The 18,687-nt window shown below is 65.9% G+C and carries 17 protein-coding genes, 1 tRNA gene and 1 pseudogene; 10 read left to right on the forward strand and 9 right to left on the reverse strand.

The annotated features are described in order from the left end of the window. Positions 1-66: 66 nt before the first annotated feature. The gene (locus M2421_RS10090; protein WP_259206437.1) at positions 67-537 is read right to left on the reverse strand and encodes a hypothetical protein; all 471 of its coding nucleotides are present in this window, start codon (positions 535-537) and stop codon (positions 67-69) included. A 261-nt stretch (positions 538-798) separates the two neighbouring features. After that, the gene (rimK, locus tag M2421_RS10095) at positions 799-1,692 is read right to left on the reverse strand and encodes a 30S ribosomal protein S6--L-glutamate ligase (protein WP_259206438.1); all 894 of its coding nucleotides are present in this window, start codon (positions 1,690-1,692) and stop codon (positions 799-801) included. 290 nt (positions 1,693-1,982) lie between these two features. On the opposite strand from rimK, the gene M2421_RS10100 reads away from it, so the two are divergent. Both M2421_RS10100 and M2421_RS10105 read left to right on the forward strand, forming a co-directional pair. Then, positions 1,983-2,720 (forward strand): hypothetical protein, encoded by a 738-nt coding sequence (locus M2421_RS10100; protein WP_259206439.1) that lies wholly within the window; start codon positions 1,983-1,985, stop codon positions 2,718-2,720. A 350-nt stretch (positions 2,721-3,070) separates the two neighbouring features. After that, on the forward strand, positions 3,071-3,655 hold the full coding sequence (locus M2421_RS10105) for a hypothetical protein (protein WP_259206440.1): 585 nt from the start codon (positions 3,071-3,073) through the stop codon (positions 3,653-3,655). 606 nt (positions 3,656-4,261) lie between these two features. Here M2421_RS10105 and M2421_RS10110 read toward each other — a convergent pair. The 4 genes and pseudogenes from M2421_RS10110 to M2421_RS10125 all read right to left on the reverse strand — a co-directional run bounded on the left by M2421_RS10110 (position 4,262) and on the right by M2421_RS10125 (position 7,950). After that, positions 4,262-4,594 carry a colicin immunity domain-containing protein gene (locus M2421_RS10110; protein ID WP_259206527.1) on the reverse strand — a complete coding sequence of 111 codons (333 nt, stop codon included), beginning with the start codon at positions 4,592-4,594 and terminating at the stop codon, positions 4,262-4,264. A 207-nt stretch (positions 4,595-4,801) separates the two neighbouring features. Next, positions 4,802-5,014 (reverse strand): annotated as a pseudogene (locus M2421_RS10115) (RHS repeat-associated core domain-containing protein); the annotation flags it as partial. A 927-nt stretch (positions 5,015-5,941) separates the two neighbouring features. Continuing rightward, positions 5,942-6,015: transfer RNA gene (locus M2421_RS10120), tRNA-Gly, on the reverse strand. 126 nt (positions 6,016-6,141) lie between these two features. Next, entirely contained in the window at positions 6,142-7,950 is a 1,809-nt protein-coding gene (locus M2421_RS10125; RefSeq protein ID WP_259206529.1) for an autotransporter domain-containing protein, read from the reverse strand. Between the two features lie 233 nt (positions 7,951-8,183). Here M2421_RS10125 and thiS point away from each other — a divergent pair, with 233 nt between their 5' ends. From thiS to M2421_RS10145, 4 genes are read left to right on the forward strand one after another with little or no spacing between them, the layout of a single operon-like run. After that, positions 8,184-8,384: a sulfur carrier protein ThiS gene (gene thiS, locus M2421_RS10130; RefSeq protein WP_259206441.1), complete on the forward strand. Its 201-nt coding sequence runs from the start codon at positions 8,184-8,186 to the stop codon at positions 8,382-8,384. Positions 8,385-8,426: 42 nt separating this feature from the next. Then, complete coding sequence (locus M2421_RS10135) at positions 8,427-9,221, forward strand: thiazole synthase (RefSeq protein WP_259206443.1); 795 nt, start codon at positions 8,427-8,429, stop codon at positions 9,219-9,221. Beyond that, positions 9,221-9,955 carry a tRNA (guanosine(46)-N7)-methyltransferase TrmB gene (trmB, locus tag M2421_RS10140; RefSeq protein WP_259206444.1) on the forward strand — a complete coding sequence of 245 codons (735 nt, stop codon included), beginning with the start codon at positions 9,221-9,223 and terminating at the stop codon, positions 9,953-9,955. Before M2421_RS10135 ends, trmB begins: the two co-directional genes overlap by 1 nt. A gap of 27 nt (positions 9,956-9,982) precedes the next feature. Further along, positions 9,983-11,830: an SLC13 family permease gene (locus M2421_RS10145; protein WP_259206446.1), complete on the forward strand. Its 1,848-nt coding sequence runs from the start codon at positions 9,983-9,985 to the stop codon at positions 11,828-11,830. A 110-nt stretch (positions 11,831-11,940) separates the two neighbouring features. Here M2421_RS10145 and M2421_RS10150 read toward each other — a convergent pair whose 3' ends face one another. Further along, complete coding sequence (locus tag M2421_RS10150; RefSeq protein ID WP_259206448.1) at positions 11,941-12,282, reverse strand: Rieske 2Fe-2S domain-containing protein; 342 nt, start codon at positions 12,280-12,282, stop codon at positions 11,941-11,943. 182 nt (positions 12,283-12,464) lie between these two features. Here M2421_RS10150 and M2421_RS10155 point away from each other — a divergent pair, with 182 nt between their 5' ends. The 4 genes from M2421_RS10155 (at position 12,465) to M2421_RS10170 (ending at position 15,693) form a co-directional block, all read left to right on the forward strand. Further along, a complete protein-coding gene (locus M2421_RS10155; protein WP_259206450.1) occupies positions 12,465-12,743 on the forward strand; it encodes a hypothetical protein in 279 nt (92 codons plus the stop codon). A 128-nt stretch (positions 12,744-12,871) separates the two neighbouring features. Further along, positions 12,872-13,579 (forward strand): fumarylacetoacetate hydrolase family protein, encoded by a 708-nt coding sequence (locus M2421_RS10160; protein ID WP_259206451.1) that lies wholly within the window; start codon positions 12,872-12,874, stop codon positions 13,577-13,579. Positions 13,580-13,634: 55 nt separating this feature from the next. After that, positions 13,635-14,039, forward strand: coding sequence for a large-conductance mechanosensitive channel protein MscL (mscL, locus tag M2421_RS10165; protein ID WP_259206452.1), 405 nt, complete (start codon positions 13,635-13,637; stop codon positions 14,037-14,039). Between the two features lie 232 nt (positions 14,040-14,271). Then, entirely contained in the window at positions 14,272-15,693 is a 1,422-nt protein-coding gene (locus M2421_RS10170) for a M28 family peptidase (protein ID WP_259206453.1), read from the forward strand. 577 nt (positions 15,694-16,270) lie between these two features. On the opposite strand, the gene M2421_RS10175 is transcribed toward M2421_RS10170, so the two are convergent. Both M2421_RS10175 and M2421_RS10180 read right to left on the reverse strand, forming a co-directional pair. Then, on the reverse strand, positions 16,271-17,050 hold the full coding sequence (locus M2421_RS10175; RefSeq protein WP_259206530.1) for a TrmH family RNA methyltransferase: 780 nt from the start codon (positions 17,048-17,050) through the stop codon (positions 16,271-16,273). Positions 17,051-17,102: 52 nt separating this feature from the next. Then, entirely contained in the window at positions 17,103-18,620 is a 1,518-nt protein-coding gene (locus M2421_RS10180) for an alanine/glycine:cation symporter family protein (protein WP_259206454.1), read from the reverse strand. Positions 18,621-18,687 lie beyond the last annotated feature (67 nt).

Below are 18,687 nucleotides of genomic sequence, written 5' to 3' on the forward strand. Positions count from 1 at the left end.
GCCTGCTGAACGATACAGGCTTCATTGTTAACAGTAGACACCGGCCCGTGCCATGACAGCGTCAAATCACCTGCCGGGGTTGAGATTGTTGAACTGCTGGTGCTCATTGAGCAGGGACCGGCCGTTCTCTGTGGCCCGGCGCCGCTGCGCCACGGTGGTGCACACGCTCTGCGACATGTTGCTGCCGGTGGCACGCTCACGGCGGCAGATCAGCCGGCTGTCCTCCTTGGCCTTGCTCATCACCGTGTTGACCAGTTCCTGGTCATTGAACACGGCCGTGCGGTCAACCGGACTCAGCTCGCTGGAGAGGGTGTGCCCCTCCATCTTCTGCTCGATCCTGCCCAGCGCCTGCTGGACCCGGCCCTTGTCTTCCGGGCTGATCTCGCTGTAGGACTCGCTGTTGAGCGCAGCCTTTACCCGATCCACCTGGGCCGATACCGGCTCGCCCTCGGTGATCTTGACCACCCCATCATCACGCTTGGCTTCGGCGGAGCCAACCACACACAGGGCAAGCAGAAAAACGGTATATCGACGCATCGCCAAAACTCCATCCTTCCATGAACGAAGCGCCACTGTACGAGCCCACCGAACGCCGAACAAGGGACTGATGGCAGGGGTCCAAAGGCGCGCCGGGTCGGCGCCGCCGGCCTGTAAAAAGGCCCAGACGGAAACCGCCTGGGCCTGAAGTGTGTTCCCGATTACCGATCCTGCTGAGGAGGGCAGAGCTGCGGTTCGTCGAAGCCTACGCCGGGGGCGATTAAAGCCTCGTTAAATCCGCCGAAGCTTTCCGTAAAAATCTCAAGGCCTTGAATTTACTGGCTTTTTCATATTGGCAACGTGGTCGATGATGCGCCCGGCCAGGTCGGTCTGGCAGATCGCTTCGATCCCCTCCAGGCCCGGCGTGGAGTTGACCTCCAGCACCAGCGGGCCACGGCTGGAGCGGATCAGGTCCACGCCCGCCACGCCCAACCCCAACGCCTTGGCCGACCGCACCGCGACCTGCTGTTCGGCCCGACTGGCCTTCGCCGCCCGGGCGCTGCCGCCGGCATGCAGGTTGGAGCGGAAGTCCCCGTCCGGGGCCTGGCGCTGCATCGCCCCCACCACCTGGTCGCCAACCACCAGGCAACGCAGGTCCGCGCCCTGCGCCTCGCCGATGAATTCCTGCATCAGGAAGTTGGCATACAGCCCGCGCAGCGCCTCCACGATGCCGCGCGAGGCGCTGGCCTTCTCGGTCAGGATCACCCCCCTGCCCTGGGTGCCTTCGTTGAGCTTCACCACGTGCGGCGGCGGGCCCAGCATGGACAACAGGTCGACGGTGTCGTCGGGGTTGTCGCCGAACACGGTCACCGGCATGTCGATGCCCTTGGAGGCCAGGATCTGGTGCGCGCGCAGCTTGTCGCGGGCCCGCAGGATGGCATCGGACGGATTGGGCGTGCGCGCGCCCATCATCTCGAACTGGCGCAGCACGGCGGTGCCGTAACGGGTCACCGACGCGCCGATGCGCGGGATGACCGCATCCACGCCGGTGATCGGCCGCCCCTTGTAGTGCATGGTGAAACCGTCGGCGGCGATGCGCATGTAGCAGCGCAGCGGGTCGAGGATGCGCACGGTGTGGCCGCGCGCGCGCGCGGCTTCCACCAGCCGGCGCGTGGAGTACAGCTTGCTGTTGCGGGACAGGATGGCGAGTTTCATCGCGATGGGCGCACGGGGCCGGAAAACGCGAAGCATAGCCTGCGCGGGGTACGCTGCGATGAGGATCGGCGAGGCTCGGCGCCGCCAAGGTTTCATGGAAACGAAAGCGTGAGCGATCCCCCTTGAGGGGGCCCCTCATCGACCTGGGGACAAGACAGCCTCACTTTCCAACAGACGCCCGTGCGGTGCCTCGGCGGCTGCCCACGCTGTGTGGGCGTAACGGTGTTCCGCTGGCCCCCTCGAACCGATACCCTCGACGCCCGACCGGCGACCGCCGCAGACGCATGCCAATGAAACCCGCAACGCTCGCTCCAGTGGCCCTGTTGAGTGTTCTCCTGTCGGGCACGACCGGTGCCGGGCCGGTGCAGTTCACCGGCTACGACGATTTCTACCGATCGTTGGGTGGCAACCTGTTCCTGGGCCCGGGAACCGAACTGGGCATGCCCTGCACCGAATCGCCGCGGCACTGCCTGTGGGCCACCTCGACGATCCAGGCGATGCGTCGCCATGCAGACGCACAGTGGACCGTGCCAGGCAGTCTGGCACTGGAGCCCACGGACGGCCTACCCGACGTTGTTTTCGATGGCCAGACGATGTTTGTGGGTGCGCGGCGCTGGCCACTGCGAAGCGCCGTCGACCTCGCCCCGCCGGCATGGCGCACCGGTGCATCCATCCGCCCGGAGAACCTGGCGGACGTCACGGCGTGGCAGCACGGCACGTCGGTGTGCCTGGACATGCGCTACGTCAGCAGCGGCAAGGGCGATCGTTACACCAAGGTGCTGTTGCTGCATGGGGAGCGGCTGTACCTTCTGCCCCCGCTGTTTGGCACGTGTGCCGCCATTCGGACCGCGCCGCACCACCGTTTCAGCTACCCGAGCAATACCTACCTGGGGTCCGGAATGGAAGACATTCCGCGCGGCTTGCAGGTGGACTACCTGCTGCCAGATGGCCGGACGCGCATTGCGCGCTATCTGCTGCGTTTTCCCGACCCGGACAATCCGTTTGCCTTCGAGGTCGTTGGCGACTAGGGCGTGAGCAGCTCCAACGACCCGGTGCGCGCCAACGCTGCGGGGCGGTCAGAAGCCACACGCGCGACATCCGCCACGGCGAGCCGGCCATCGACGAAGGTGTAGCCGATTGGTCGCGGTGATCAAGCCGCTTGGGGAGGTGAGTCGGTGCTGATAATGGACCGACGGTACCATAGGTTTTTTCCCTATCTGGCCTGGGGCTACACTGAGAGTGACCCCTCCCTACGTGTGAGTAGGCAATGGATATTACTTGCAAAGGGCGCTGCATTCCCATGGGTCTGATAGCTGGGGCCCTGATAGTGGGGGTAGTGGCGTGTGCGCAGCCTTCGAAAGCCAACCAGGAAAAATCCATGCAGGATGCCATGGCCGCTGACATTCAGCGCGAACAGGACAATGCAGCGGCGATCGTAGATGCCGCCATTTCAGCAGAAACGGGGCCCGCAGTGAGCTGGGATGGGCATCCTCCCATGAAGCCCGGGGCGGAGCAGACCCCGCAGAGCCTGATCGAGCAGGTCCACAGGCTCGCAGCTTCCCTTCGCTCCTATGCCGACTCGGAGCCCCAACGGGTCGAAGAGATTCTGGGTACGGCTCTGCCGCCGGACAGCGAGGGACGCCGTCGAGGGGTAACGGGAAATGTCGGGGCCGGAACATACGCGTGGGCGGTCTGGAAGTTCTCGCCAGATGGCGGTGGCCAAGCTATCGAGTTGACCGTCGCGCCCGCTGAAGTTTGTCTGGACTTCCAGCTACTCAAGTCACCCCTCGTGGATGATGGTTTTCGAATGCATGTCCCAGCGTTTGGCGACGATCAACGCATTACCTTCTATAAGAGTGTCAGTCCTTCGTTGACACTCTATGTGGCCATGAAAGTGGACGTGCGCCATGCTCCCACCTGTGCCTCGGTCGTGAATATGGAAATTGCGCAGAGCGAGACTTGATCCGCGGATGGAGGGCATCCCGGACGCAGACTGCGCGACGGCACTGAGGCATACGCGTTTCTTGCCCAGGTCATGCGCAAGGCGATGGGCGACGCCTTCCTCGCACTGTCTTCGTCGAGGCAGAATTTCCCAGGAAACGCAGGCAGGATTTCATCCAGTTCCTTCTTGCCCACGAGTCTTCCTGCACGCATCGCCCTGAAGGTATCGGAGTGTGCCACGCGCATGCACGTCGCCGTCAGTCGTGCGCGATCACCAGCGGGCAAACCCAACGCACAGAAGATGAAGCGACACCCCACAAGTGCGATCGAAGCTCAAGCGGAACAAGCAAGCGGGCGTAGCGCCCTGATGGGCGCTCAGGAAGAAGCGACTTTCGCATGGAGCGATACCTCAAACGATACCTGCGGGAGGGTCGCTTGACGGCAGCGTTATTGACTCAGCCCCTTCGCGTTCATGCACTTAGCTGCAGAAGCGATTGGACTGGAGCGGGTGAAGGGAATCGAATTACCCCGCGCCAACCAATTGATTTTCCTAGCTTACACGGCGGGAGGGTGATCCAAAATTGTGCCTCAGTTGGTGCCCCAGTGATTCTAGTTTGTCTTCAAGAAATCAGCGGGTGGGGCCCTTTTTTGAAAGAGGAAGGGAGGACGCTGCTACCCGTTCCTCTACCAGGCGCAGCTCGGCTGCGGCATTCATCGCCTGCTCCTCGAGCTGCTCAGCGCTCAGGTAGAAGGCAGGCAGTGACGCCAACAGCTTTTCGTCATTCGTATACGAATCCGCATCCCCGAACAGCCTATCCAAGACCATAAAGCCTCCTTCGGGAAGCGCTACATCCTCATTCTTGAACTTCTTCAGATACCTTCCGCTGAACTCGTCGGCGTCGATTTCTCCGCCAACGAATGCGTCAATTAGAGAGAGATACTCATCACTTTTCCGAATCATTTTGAACCTCCGAGCGACCCACTCTCGAGCGCGTGGTTTAGTCGCGGGATCAACGAAATGCGTGACATCCTTGCCGCGGCATGTTCCTTGAATGGCCACCGTTGAATCAACCGCGCCTCCACCGTAGTAGCCCGCCGCACCGCCGCAAACTGCACCTCCAGCGATGGAGGCAGCGACACACGCGTTCTTCTTTGCCAGTCTTTTCGGATCGGTAGCAATGGTTGGATTCGAATCAATATAAGCGTAAGCGCTGATGCCCCCCCTTAATCCAATCGGATCACTCTGCGAGTACCAACCCACCGCCGGGTCGTACTCGCGCCGGTAGGTGTGGAACAGCCCACTCGCGTCCGTCGCCTGCTGGCCCGGGAAACGCAGTGCCAGCTCGAACGCCACGCCATCGCCATCCGGATCGACATTCGGCGTCAAAAATAGACATCAACCGGTATCGCGCTATACGTCGGGATATAGCAACGAAAACCCGCTTACTTTTCCGTCATCACTGAATTGGCGGGCGATCTTTCAAGAGGGAGGCGCTATCCGGATCATCCGTGCTAACAAAGATGGAACCATTTGCCTTCAGCCAAACATTTACGTACATCCCTGGCGGAGGCATCTGATTGAGGGACGCCCCCTCTGGGAGCAGCTCCCAGTTGGTATCCCCGGAACAGACCGCCTTCCGAATCAACCTATGACTATCCAGCCCTCGCTTACTTAACTCGGCAATGACTATCTCAGGGGGGGTGCGGTCAAATCCCTTGTACGCGATGCAATTTTGTCCAGTCTGTCCAATGGGGTACGTTGAGCTCTCCGAGTCATCGCTGCACCCCGTCAGAAACAATACGAATAAAATAACTATCAGTAGCCGAAGGCGTCGCATTTTCGCTCTCTCCTTTCGCGTACTGCCTGACTATACGCCTTGTCCACCCGCTCGCTTCCGAGTCCACCATCTGTTTTTTGCCCGGTATCGTTTGGGCCACAACCCAATCAAGGCACGCCAAATGATGCGACACGCATTCCCAACGCTGGCCCTTACCTTCAGTGGAAGGTTTCTTCCGGCCGTAGATCAGGCGCAACAGCTAGCGCTTGCCGCAGAGTTGGATAGCTCGGGCTGCGTCGGCGCCTGGACTAAGCAGGTTCACATGGTGGAGACCTGTGGAGGCATCCACGACGGGAAGCCCGCCCACGTCGAGACTCAGTGGACGTTCGAGGCTGCAAGCGACGAGGACGCCAAGATCGCGCAGCGACACCTTGACTCTGTGGCCTAGATATCTGCGATACAAAACGAGGAATTGCGGAGCGGCCTGGATATTGCGGAGCGGCCTTGATCCCCGAAAGCGCTGGGGGACATGGAGCGGGTGAAGGGAATCGAACCCTCGTCAGTAGCTTGGGAAGCTACAGCTCTACCATTGAGCTACACCCGCGTGGTGCCGGACAAGTCTATGCGGCGGAGTGGTCAAAAGGCAACGGGCGGCACTGGGCCGCCCGCTGCGTCCGGCTTTCGCCGGCCCTGCGCGGCGCCCCGGCAAGGGGCGCTGCGCAAGGGTGGATCAGAAGCTGCCGCTGAAGCTGGCGAACAGCGACACGTCGCGCGCACGCTTCTGCAGCGTGGTGGCGCTCATGCCGATGTTGCTCTGCAGGCCGCCCAGCTTGACGCGTGCGCCCATCACGGCGGTCACGTAGTCCTTGTCGAACTCCAGGCCCGGCACCTTGTACATGCCCACGTCCGGCATCGACTGCAGCCACGCGCTGGCCTGCTGGCCGTCTTCGAACTCGTGGTCGTAGGTGACCTGCACGTACGGGGTGACGGTGCTGCCTTCGAAGCGCGCCTGCCAGCCGAGGCGGCCGACGGTGGAGTCGACGTCCTGGTTGGCATAGCCCAGCGCGGTGGCGCTGGGGTTGCTTTCGGCGTAGCCGTCCAGCTTGACCTTCTGCCAGATCACCGCGGCGATCGGGCCGTGGCGGAAGCCGCCTTCGAAGTGCGACTGGCCGCCGAAATCGTAGCCGGCGTTCAGTGCCACGGTCAGGTTGCTGCCTTCCGGCGACCCTTCATGGGTGCGGGTAGCCGGCCCAAGCTGGACCTTGCGGGTGACATCGTAGTCCAGCCAGCTGTAGCTGACCTGGCCGTTGACCCAGGCGTGCTGGCCGTACCAGCCGGCGAACAGGCCCAGCGAGGTGTCGGACTGGGTGAAGTCGCCCTTGTTGTTGCCGAAGTCGGCATCCATGCGGCCGTAACCGGCGAAGCCGCCGAGCACCAGGCCGTCACGCGCCCAATCCACGCCGAACAGGCCGGCCGGGGCCATGCCGTCGTACAGGTCGCCGTGCGAGTAACGCTGCATGTCGCCACGCACGCTGCCCCACCAGGACATGCCGTCGTCCGGACGGCCACCCAGGTGCAGGCTGACCTGGTCGGCGCGCGAGCGGCCGATGGTCTGCGCCGAGTGGGTCAGGATCTGCTGGTTGCGCGGGGCTTCCAGGATCGACAGGGTGTACTGGCCGAGCATCTCATGGGTGGCGCTGGTGGGATGCACGCCGTCGGCGAACACGTAGGTGCTGGCGGCGGTCGGGGTGGCGTAGCTGGTCGGGTTGCAGGTCAGCGACGAGGCCGTGGTGCAGGCCGGGTTGGTGACATTGACGAAGCCGTACTGGCCCGGGTTGGCGACGATTTCCTGCAGCACGTGGAAGGTGTCCACCGGGATCACCTGCAGGCCGGCGGCCTTCAGGCCACCGAACAGGGCGTCGTTGTAGGCCTTGGCCAGCGCGGTGCCGGCCGCCATCGCGGCGGGGCCACCGGCGCGTGCGCCCGGGGTCAGGCCGACGTCGGGGATGGTCGGGACCACGATGTATTCGGCGCCGGCACCCTTCAGGGTGGCGACGATGCCGACCTGGTCGGTGACCGCGTTGGTCAGGGTGGAGACCAGCGGGGCGCCGGCCTGGATGGCGAACAGGTCATTGGCGCCGCCGAACACGGTGTACAGCGCATTCGGGTCTGCCTTGCCGCCGTTGGCGGCCAGGTACTGCGCGGTCTGGGTCTTGAGCGAGTACACCGGCACCGCCGGGGCGCCTGCGGCCAGCACCTGGCTGGTATCCACGCCGACGCGTGCGCCACCGATGGCGTAGTTGTCACCGCCCTGCCCGTTGCCGTGCGCCGCCCCGTTGGTACCGTAGTAGTTGGCCACGTACTGGGCGTAGGTCCAGCCCGGGTTGGTGGTGAACTGACCGGTGACCGGCTGCACGCCTGCCGGCAGCAGCGGACGGAAGTACCCTGCGTCGGTCAGGCTGTCGCCGATGAACACGGTTTTGGTGTACGGCGACTGGGCCATGGCCGGCGCCGCCGCCAGGGCGATGGCCACGGCCAAGAGGGAACGCAGGGGACGCTTGCTGATCAGCATGTAAAGCTCCTTGAAGTGGGAGAACCACCGACGTACGCCGGCGCACGGTGTAATGGTTTCACTGCACCCGGGCCAATTCACGCTGCGTTGCCGCATGAAATGCCCCGGGGACCGGCCAGCCCCCGGCGGGGCCGCCTCCGCGGCCCCGGGAGGGGGCTGCAAGGGTACGCAGTCCAGCGCCATTGAGGGACAATGGCGTCATGAACATCGTGCTCAACGGCGAGACCCGCCAGCTTCCGCAAACCGCCACCGTCCTGGACCTGTTGCAGGTCGAGAACCTGCTCGAACGCCGCGTCGCGGTGGAGGTCAATGGCGAGATCGTCACCCGCAGCCGGCATGCCGGGCACGCCTTGCAGGATGGCGATCGGGTCGAGATCGTACACGCACTCGGTGGCGGTTGAGCGACGCAGCATCGCGCCGCGCGATAGGCGATAATTGCGCGCATGAATGCAAATGCCCCCATTGATTCGCTGGTGATCGCCGGCAAGACCTACGGTTCCCGGCTGCTGACCGGCACCGGCAAGTTCAAGGACCTGGAAGAAACCCGCCTGGCCACCGATGCCGCCGGGGCCCGGATCGTGACCGTGGCGATCCGCCGCACCAACATCGGGCAGAACCCGGGCGAGCCCAACCTGCTCGACGTGCTGCCGCCGGATCGCTATACGATCCTGCCCAATACCGCCGGCTGCTACACCGCCGACGACGCGGTGCGCACCTGCCGCCTGGCGCGCGAACTGCTGGACGGGCACAACCTGACCAAGCTGGAAGTGCTGGGCGACCAGAAGACGCTGTACCCGGACGTGGTGCAGACCCTGAAGGCGGCCGAGCAATTGGTGAAGGATGGCTTCGAGGTGATGGTCTACACCTCCGACGACCCGATCCTGGCCAAGCGCCTGGAAGAGATCGGCTGCGCCGCGGTGATGCCGCTGGCCGCGCCGATCGGCTCGGGCCTGGGCATCCAGAACAAGTACAACCTGCTGCAGATCATCGAAGACGCCAAGGTGCCGATCATCGTCGACGCCGGCGTGGGCACCGCCTCCGACGCGGCGATCGCGATGGAACTGGGCTGTGACGGCGTGCTGATGAACACCGCCATCGCCGGCGCCCGCAACCCGATCCTGATGGCCAGCGCGATGCGCAAGGCCGTGGAAGCGGGCCGCGAGGCATTCCTGGCCGGGCGCATTCCGCGCAAGCGCTACGCGAGTGCGTCCTCGCCGGTGGACGGGTTGATCGGCTGATGACCAATCCTTTCGACAGCGCCGGCGCCAAGGCCCCGGCCAAGCCCTTCACCATTACCGAAGGCCGCCGCGAGGTGCGCAGCTTCGTCCTGCGCCAGGGTCGCTTCACCCCGGCCCAGCAGCGCGCGTTCGATGACCGCTGGCCGCGCTTCGGCCTGGACTTCACCGGCGAGCCGCGCGACCTGGACGCCACCTTCGGGCGCGATGCGCACAAGGTGCTGGAGATCGGCTTCGGCAACGGCGCCGCGTTGCGCTTCGCCGCGCAGCAGGACCCGAGCCGCGACTACATCGGCCTGGAAGTACACGCCCCGGGCGTGGGCCGCCTGCTCAATGCCCTGGCCGACGACAACGCCGACCACGTGCGCCTGTACCACCACGATGCGGTGGAGGTGCTGGAAAAGGAGATCGCCGATGGCGCGCTGGATGAAGTGCGCATCTACTTCCCCGATCCGTGGCACAAGAAGCGCCACAACAAGCGCCGCCTGATCCAGCCCGGCTTTGCCGACCTGCTGGTGCGCAAGCTGCGCGTCGGTGGCCGCCTGCACTGTGCCACCGACTGGGAAGACTACGCCGAGCAGATGTGGGACGTGCTCGATGCCACCGCCGGGCTGAGCAACCGCGCCGGCCCGCGCGGCCAGGTCGAGCGCCCGGCATGGCGTCCGCAGACGCACTTCGAGACCCGTGGCCAGAAGCTCGGCCATGGCGTGTGGGACCTGCTGTACGACCGCACCTGATCCTGGCCCAAGGAACCGCGCCACCCCATGGATACCGCGCTGACGCTGACCACCGACATGAAGCTCGTCCTGGGGCTGGTCGGCTTCACGATGGCGATGTTCCTGTTCGAGCGCATCCGCGCCGATGTGGTGGCGCTGGTGGTGCTGGTGGTGCTGGGCGTGACCGGTCTGATCGCACCGGAGGAAATCTTCGGCGGCTTCTCCGGTAACGCGGTGATGAGCATCATCGCCACCACCATCCTCGGTGCGGGCCTGGACCGCACCGGCGCGCTGAACCGGCTGGCGGCCTGGCTGCTGCGGCGCGGGCATGGCGTGGAAACCCGCCTGCTGATGATGACCACCGCGATCGCCGGCTTGAACTCGTCGTTCATGCAGAATCCCTCGGTGATGGCGCTGTACCTGCCGGTCGCCTCGCGGCTGGCCGCGCGTACCGGGCTGACCCTGCAGCGCCTGCTGCTGCCGATCGCCGCGGCGATCGTGATGGGCGGCGCGCTGACCATGGTCGGCAACTCGCCGCTGATCCTGTTGAACGATCTGCTGGCCTCGGCCAACAACAACCTGCCCTCCGGCCTTGCCACCATCGAGCCGCTGCGCATGTTCGCGCCGCTGCCGATCGGCGTGGCGCTGCTGATCGCCTCGCTGCTGTACTTCCGCTACTTCGGCGACCGCAAGCTGGTCGAAGAGGAGACCCTGGCCAACGACGGGGTCACCCCCGCGCGCACCGAGAGCTACTTCGCCAAGACCTACGGCATCGAAGGCGACGTGTTCGAGCTGGTGGTCACCGCCGAAAGCCCGCTGGTCGGCATGACCCTGGGCGAGGCCGAGAACGTGCACGATGCACCGCTGCTGCTGGCCCTGAAGACCGGCAACGACACCCGCCTTGCGCCGCCGGCGGAGATGCGCATCTGGGTGGGCAGCGTGCTCGGGGTGATGGGCGCGCGCCAGCAGGTGGGCGATTTCGCGCAGAACCAGTTTCTGCGCATGTCCTCGCGGCTGAAGCACCTGGGCGACCTGTTCAATCCCAGCCGCGCCGGCATTTCCGAAGCGGTGATCCCGCCGACCTCGGACGTGATCGGCAAGACCGCCTCGGAACTGCGCCTGCGCAAGCAGCGCGGCATCAGCCTGCTGGCGATCAACCGCGACAAGCAGGTGATCCGCGAGGACGTGCGCAACGTGGCGCTGCGCGCCGGTGACATGCTGGTCTTCCACAGCATCTGGACCGACCTGGCGCAGGCGGCCAAGAGCCGCGACTTCGTGGTGGTCACCGACTACCCCAAGGGCGAGCAGCGCCCGCACAAGTTCAAGATCGCGATGAGCATCTTCGCCATCACCATCCTGATCGCACTGACCTCCAAGCTGCCGGTGGCGCTGACCCTGATGACGGGCGTGGCCGGCATGCTGCTCACCGGGGTGCTGCGCATGGACGAGGCCTACGCCTCGATCAACTGGAAGACCATCTTCATGATGGCCGGGCTGATCCCGCTGGGCTGGGCGATGGACAGCAGTGGCGCGGCGGCCTGGATCGCCGGCCACACCATCGATCGCCTGCCGACCGGCATTCCGGTGTGGGTGCTGGAAATCGCGCTGGCGCTGCTGACCACGATGTTCTCGCTGGTGATCAGCCACGTGGGGGCGACCATCGTGATGGTGCCGATCGCGGTCAACCTGGCCCTGGCGGCCGGCGGCAACCCGACCGCATTCGCGTTGATCGTGGCGTTGTCGGCGTCCAACAACCTGATGACCGCCTCCAACCCGGTGATCTCGATGATCACCGGCCCGGCCAACTACACCCCGCGCGAACTGTGGCGGGTGGGCGCGCCGCTGTCGCTGATCTACACCATCGTGGTGGTGTTGATGATCAACCTGATGTTCTGAGGCGGCATCCACGCATGGCGTGGATCTACGTCATCGCCCGTGGTGGCTGCACGCTGCTGGAGCCACGCCATGCGCGGATCGGTGCCCGGCGCCGTGCTTGTCGCACGCCATCAGCCCAGCCACACCTGGCCGTCGCGCAGCTGCAGCGGCACCGCACGCAGGCGGTCCCCCTTGCACGGGCCGGCCACGCAGTTGCCGTCGTCCAGCGAGAACGAGGCCCCATGCGCGGCGCAGACCAGATGGCCCTCGCGGCTCTTGAGGAACTGGCCCGGTGCCCAGTCCAGGCGGCGCCCGGCGTGCGGGCAGATGTTCAGCCAGCCACGCACCTGGTCGCCCTGGCGATACAGCACCAGCGATTCGCTGTCGCCGTCGACGCAGGCATCGACTTCGGCGAAGCCCTCGTCGGCAATGGCCTGCAAGGCGATCAAGGGGGCGGCGGCAGTCTCGGACACGGGCAGGTTCGGCGGTGGCGACAAGGGAGGCGCATTCTCTCACGCCGTCACGTGGCTGGCTCGGCGATGAACACAAGTCATTGATTTGAAATGAACGCCAACTGCGTTTAACGAGTTTTTCACTCAATGACAGAGGGCAGCCCGGATACTCGGGGTTCGCTGACTTCAGCCAAAGAAACGCCATGTACAACCGCTTCTTCCAGTTCAACACGTTGCGCACCCTGTTCGCGCCGCGCAAGCCGCGCCATCCGCTGGTGCGCGTTGCGGTGGGCCTGCTGGGCCTGGCGATCCTGGCGGCACTGGTGTTTGTCGGGGTGTTCGTGGGCGCGGCGATGATCATTGCCGGGCTGGCGTGGAAGCTGCTGGCCCAGCGCAAGCAGGCCAGCCGCCAGAGCGACCCGCAGGTGGTTGACGCCGAATACCGCGTCGTCCGCAAGCAGGCATTGCCGCTGTCGCGTTGAGGTCGCGCCGCGCGGCTGCGCGGCCCCTGCCCGGATACTGTCGCGCAACGCATGACGCCACGTTTGGCGTGGCACCTCGCGCACGCTCGTTCTAGACTGCCCGTGACCCTTCGTGACAGGACGCGAGCATGACCGATGTAATCCCCACGCCCGAACAACCGCGCATTCCCGTGGCCGGTGGCGGCACCTTCCCGGTGCGCCGCATCTACTGCGTCGGGCGCAACTTTGCCGACCATGCGCGCGAAATGGGCGCGGCGGTGCCGGCTGCCGACGACCGTGGCCGTCCGATGTTCTTCAGCAAGCCCGCCGATGCGATCGTGGTCGGGCACGACGATGTGATCCCCTACCCCTCGGCGACCGCCGACCTGCACCACGAGGTGGAACTGGTGGTGGCGATCGGTCGTGATGCGCCGGCCGGCGAGCTGCCGGTGGAGCAGGCAGAGGCACTGGTGTTCGGTTACGGCGTCGGCCTGGACCTGACCCGGCGCGATCTGCAGGCCGCCGCCAAGGCCAAGGGCCATCCGTGGGACCCGGCCAAGGGCTTCGACCAGTCCGCACCGGTCAGCGAGCTGGTCCCGGCCGGCGAAGTGGGCGACCTCGCCGCACTCAACCTGTCGCTGGAAATCAACGGCGAGGTGCGCCAGCAGTCGCTGCTGGACCAGATGATCTGGACCGTGCCGGAGATCCTGCACGAGCTGTCCAAGCTGTGGGCGTTGAAGGCCGGCGACCTGGTGTTCATGGGCACCCCGGCGGGCGTGGCGGCATTGAAGCCGGGCGACCGTTTCAGCGCGCGCCTGGAAAACGTGGCCGAGCGCCACGGCGTCATCGCTGGATGACATCGGCTGCGCTACCCTGCGCCGTCTTTTGATAAACCCGCCACAGGAGATCCCGATGGGAATGATTACCGAGTTCAAGGAATTCGCCATGCGTGGCAACGTCATCGACCTGGCGGTCGGTGTCGTCATCGGTGCGGCGTTCGGCAAGATCGTCACCGCGCTGGTGGACAAGATCATCATGCCGCCGCTGGGCTGGTTGATCGGACGCGTGGACTTCTCGCAGCTGGCCTGGACCCTGGCCCCAGCCCGGCTGGCCGCCGACGGCAAGGAGATCCCGGCGGTGGTGATCGGCTACGGTGACTTCCTCAACACGCTGGTGCAGTTCGTGATCGTGGCATTCGCCATCTTCCTGGTGGTCAAGGTGATCAACCGCCTGGCCCGCAAGAAGGAAGCCGCCCCCGCCGCACCGGCCGAAGAAGTGCTGCTGTTGCGCGAGATCCGCGACAACCTCAAGCGCTGAGGCGATCCGGGCAGGGCCGGCCGTTGGCCGGCGCTACCGCCACCCGGCATCGTCTGGCGCCGGCCCTTGGCCCGCGTTCCGGCGCGTGTCGGAGGCACAGTCGAAAGCCCCGCCCTGGCGGGGCTTTCGCGTATGGAAAACAGCGTCCGCGCAACCATGACCTACCGCCCATGTGCGGTCCGGACAGGCTGCTAAGCTCCAAGGCTTCCGCCCCTGTTTCCCGGAGTTGTCCATGCGTCGCCGCGTCCTTGCCATCGCATCCTCCCTCGCCCTGCTGGCTGCGCCTGCATTCGCGGCGACCGGCACCACCACCCTGCCGCCCAGGTCGCTGGCCACCGCGGCCGAACTGCGCGAGCAGGCGCTCAAGGATGACACCGGCTGGAAGGTGGTCGAATCGCTGACCACCGAGATCGGCCCGCGCATCGCCGGCGGTGAAGCCGACGCGCGCGCGGTGGCCTGGGCCGTGGCCAAGTTCAAGGCGCTGGGCTTTGACAAGGTATGGACCGAGCCGGTCACCTTCCCCAAGTGGGAGCGCCGCAGCGAGCACGCGCAGGTCACCGGCACGCATGCGCAGCCGCTGACCATCACCGCGCTGGGCGGCAGCCCGGGCGGCACGGTCGAGGCCGAGGTGGTGCGCTTCGCCGATCTCGCCGCGTTGCAGGCGGCGCCCGCCGGCTCGCTGACCGGCAAGATCGCCTTCGTTGATTACCAGATGACCGCCTACCGCGATGGCCGCGACTACGGCAACGGCGGCGCGGTGCGCAGCAAGGGCCCGTCCGAAGCGATCCGCAAGGGCGCGGTGGGCTTTGTGATGCGCTCGGCCGGTACCGACTCGCACCGCGTGCCCCACACCGGCATCACCCGTTTCGACGATGGCCTGACCCCGGTGCCGTCGGCCGCGCTGTCGGTGCCCGATGCCAACCAGTTGGCGCGCCTGGTCGCACGCGGCAGGACCACGCTGAAGCTGAGCCTGGATTGCGGCTGGGATGGCAAGGCCACCTCCTACAACGTAATCGGCGAGATCACCGGGCGCAGCCTGCCCAAGGAAGTGGTGGTGATCGGCGGTCACCTGGATTCGTGGGACCTGGGCACCGGGGCGATCGATGATGGCGCAGGCGTAGGCATCACCATGGCCGCCGGCCACCTGATCGGCCAGCTCAAGCAGGCGCCCAAGCGCACCATCCGCGTGGTTGCCTTCGCCAACGAGGAACAGGGCCTGTATGGCGGCAAGGCCTACGCCGAAGCGCATGCCAAGGACGTGGTGCTGCACCAGCTCGCCGCCGAAAGCGACTTCGGCGCCGGCCGCATCTATGCCTTCAACACCGGCTCGCCGAACCCGGAACACTCGCGCGAGGCGACCCGGCAGATCGCCGACGTGCTCAAGCCGTTGGGTATTGAGTACGCGCCCGACAAGGGCGGCCCCGGGCCGGACGTGGGCCCGCTGGCTGCCAAGGGCGGCGCGTGGGCGTGGCTGGCGCAGGACGGCACCGACTACTTCAACCTGCACCACACCGCCGACGACACCCTGGACAAGATCGACCCGGCCGCACTGGCGCAGAACGTGGCCGCGTACACGGTGTTCGCCTACCTGGCTGCGGAAGCCGACGGCAGCTTCGGCAGCGAAGCCAAGCCGACCACCCCGCCCAACGAATGATCGCCGCGCGCGACGGCGTGGCGTCGTCGCCTTGCGTGTGTTGATCGCGATGTCCTGAAAAAGGCGCTTCCTGCAATCGCGGGGAGCGTTGTTCCAACGCGTTGTGGCGGATGGTTCACGGCCATGAGCGCGTGGTCGGGCAGTCCTTGGGGTGAGTGGAACGGGGGGTTTGTCCGCTCGGGTCTGTCGCGAGCGCGTTCGCCTCCAAGGGCATGGGGGCCCAGCGCCCAACCCCACCGACCGCCGCGCGGAAAAAGATCCAGAGCGCGCTTCTGCTTGCCCGCGGATGGCGGAAGAATAAAAAAAGCCCGGCCGCAAAAGCGACCGGGCCACCGGGACTCGTCACACCCCACGCGGTGAGCGCCACAGACTTGCTGCGATCCGGACAACAGCGCCGCGCTGGGTGGGTGTCTCTCCTCACCAACCCAACACAGCACCGCCTTGCACTGTGACGCAGCGCTACAGCCGCTCACCATGCGAAAAGTCCGAATCCCTTGTAGTCACCGAGTTATCGGTGACGTGGTTCACACCGCGTTGGGCGAGCGCGCACGCGCGCTACCCGAAAAACAGCACCGGATCAGCGCGACTGACGCGCGTACCAGTGCGACAGCAGCACCGCGGTCGCCGATGCCACGTTGAGACTCTCCACCGCACCGGTACCGGGAATGGACACCTGCTGGTCGCATGCCTGCGCCAGCTCGCGGTCCATGCCCTCGCCTTCGGCACCCATCACATACACCAGGCGTGCCGGCACCTCGCTGGCGAACAGGTCACTGCCACCGTCGACCAGCGTGGCGGCCAGCCCGAAGCCGGCCTCGCGCAACTGCGACATGGCCTGCGGCACGGCCGGCAGCCGCACCAGCGGCACCGCCTCGGCACCGCCCTCGGCCACGCGTGCGGCCGCGCCGGACAACGCCAACGTGGCACCGGGCGGCAACAGCAGCCCGGCCACGCCGAAGTGCGCGGCCGAACGCAGGATCGCGCCGAAGTTGTGCGGGTTGCCCACCCCGTCCAGCCACAGCGCCAGCACCGGCTTGCCGGCCGGCAGCGCCTGCAGCCACTCGCCCAGCTCGAGCATCGGCGCACGCAGCACGTCGGCCACGACCCCTTCGTGATGGGTGGTGGCGGCGAGCTTGTTGAGGTCTCCCTCCTCCACGACGCGATAGCCGACGCGGTTGGCCACGCACCACTTGAGCACCGGCTGCATGCGCGGGATCAGTGCCTCGACCAGGTACAGCTTGCGCAGCGCCTGCGGGCGCGAGGCGAACAGCGCCTGCACGGCATTCCAGCCGTACAGGCGCAGCTCGTCGTTGCCGCGGCCCGGCGGTGGCGGCGTGCCGCCCTCGCGCGGGGGCAACGGGGTTGCCCGCGGCGGCCGCGAGGACGGGCGGCGGGCATTTTTCCAGGGATCATTCACTACGGGACAGCTCCAGCTTGCGTTGACGCCAGAAGTCGGCATTCTTGATGCCCAGGGCATCGGGGTCGAAGGTCGGATCCAGGCCGAGCTTCTTCTGTCGTTCGTAATCGCGCAGCGCCAGCATCGCCGGCTTCTGCACGATCAGGATGGCGATGATGTTCAGCCACGCCATCAGGCCCACGCCGATGTCGCCCAGCGCCCAGGCCAGCGTGGCGTTGTGGAACGCACCGAACACCACCATGCCGATGATGCCCAGGCGCAGCACCAGCACGGTCAGCGGCCGCTTGCGGTTGTGGTTGATGTAGCTGAGGTTGGTCTCGGCCATGTAGTAATAGGCCATGATCGTGGTGAAGGCGAAGAAGAAGATCGCCAGCGACACGAACGAGGCGCCCCAACCGGGCAGCACGGCTTCCACGCCGGCCTGCGCGTACCCGGCGCCTTCGGGGATGCCGGCCAGGCCCTGGAACAGCGGCGCGGCGCCTTCCACCGGCGAATACACGTTGTAGGTGCCGCTGGCCAGGATCAGGAAGGCCGTGGCGGTGCACACCATCATGGTGTCGAAGTAGATCGCGAAGGCCTGCACGTAGCCCTGCTTGGCCGGGTGCGAGACCTCCGAGGCGGCGGCGGCGTGCGGGCCCGAGCCCTGCCCGGCTTCATTGGCATAGATGCCGCGCTTGATGCCCCACTCCACGGCCAGGCCCATCATCGCGCCGAACGCGGCGTGGGTGCCGAAGGCGCTGTCGAAGATGATGCCGAACATCTCCGGCACGCGGTCGTAGTTGATGATCATGATGACGATGGCCATCAGGATGAACGCGGCGGCCATGAACGGCACCACCACTTCGGCGAAGTTGGCGATGCGCTTGACCCCGCCGAAGATGACCACGCCCAGCAGCAGCGCGACCACGATGCCGATGCCCAGCTTCAGCGCCTGCACCGCGTCCATGCCCATGACCTGGCCATCCAGCGGGCCGCACAGTGCGCCGCCGCGGCAGGCGTTGATGATGCTGTCGGCGATCGCGTTGGCCTGTACGCCCGGCATCAGGAAGCCGGCGGCGATGATCGTGGCCACGGCGAAGGCCAGGGCGTACCACTTCATGCCCATCGCTTTTTCGATGTAGTACGCCGGGCCGCCACGGTAGCGGCCTTCGGCATCCTTGGTCTTGTAGATCTGCGCCAGGGTGCATTCCACGTACGAGGTAGAGGCGCCCAGGAAGCCCATCACCCACATCCAGAAGATCGCACCCGGGCCGCCGAAGGCGATCGCGGTGGCCACGCCGGCGATGTTGCCGATGCCCATGCGCCCGGCCATCGACATGGCCAGGGCCTGGAACGAGGACACGCCGGCCTCGGATTTCTCACCCTGGACGGTCAGGCGACACATCTCGAAGAAGCCGCGGATCTGCATGAACCGGGTGCGGACGCTGAAAAACAGGCCAGCGCCCAGGCACACGGCGATCAGCGCCTTGCTCCAGATGATGCTGTTGATGAAATGTACGGCTGCTTCCACGCGCTCTCTCCAGTCGGCGGAAAAATGAAGGACGTCCCGTCGGCTGGAAGGGACCGGGTCGATTCTC

Origin of the sequence: Stenotrophomonas sp. BIGb0135, assembly GCF_024810105.1 — a bacterium.
Classification (GTDB): domain Bacteria; phylum Pseudomonadota; class Gammaproteobacteria; order Xanthomonadales; family Xanthomonadaceae; genus Stenotrophomonas; species Stenotrophomonas maltophilia_AB.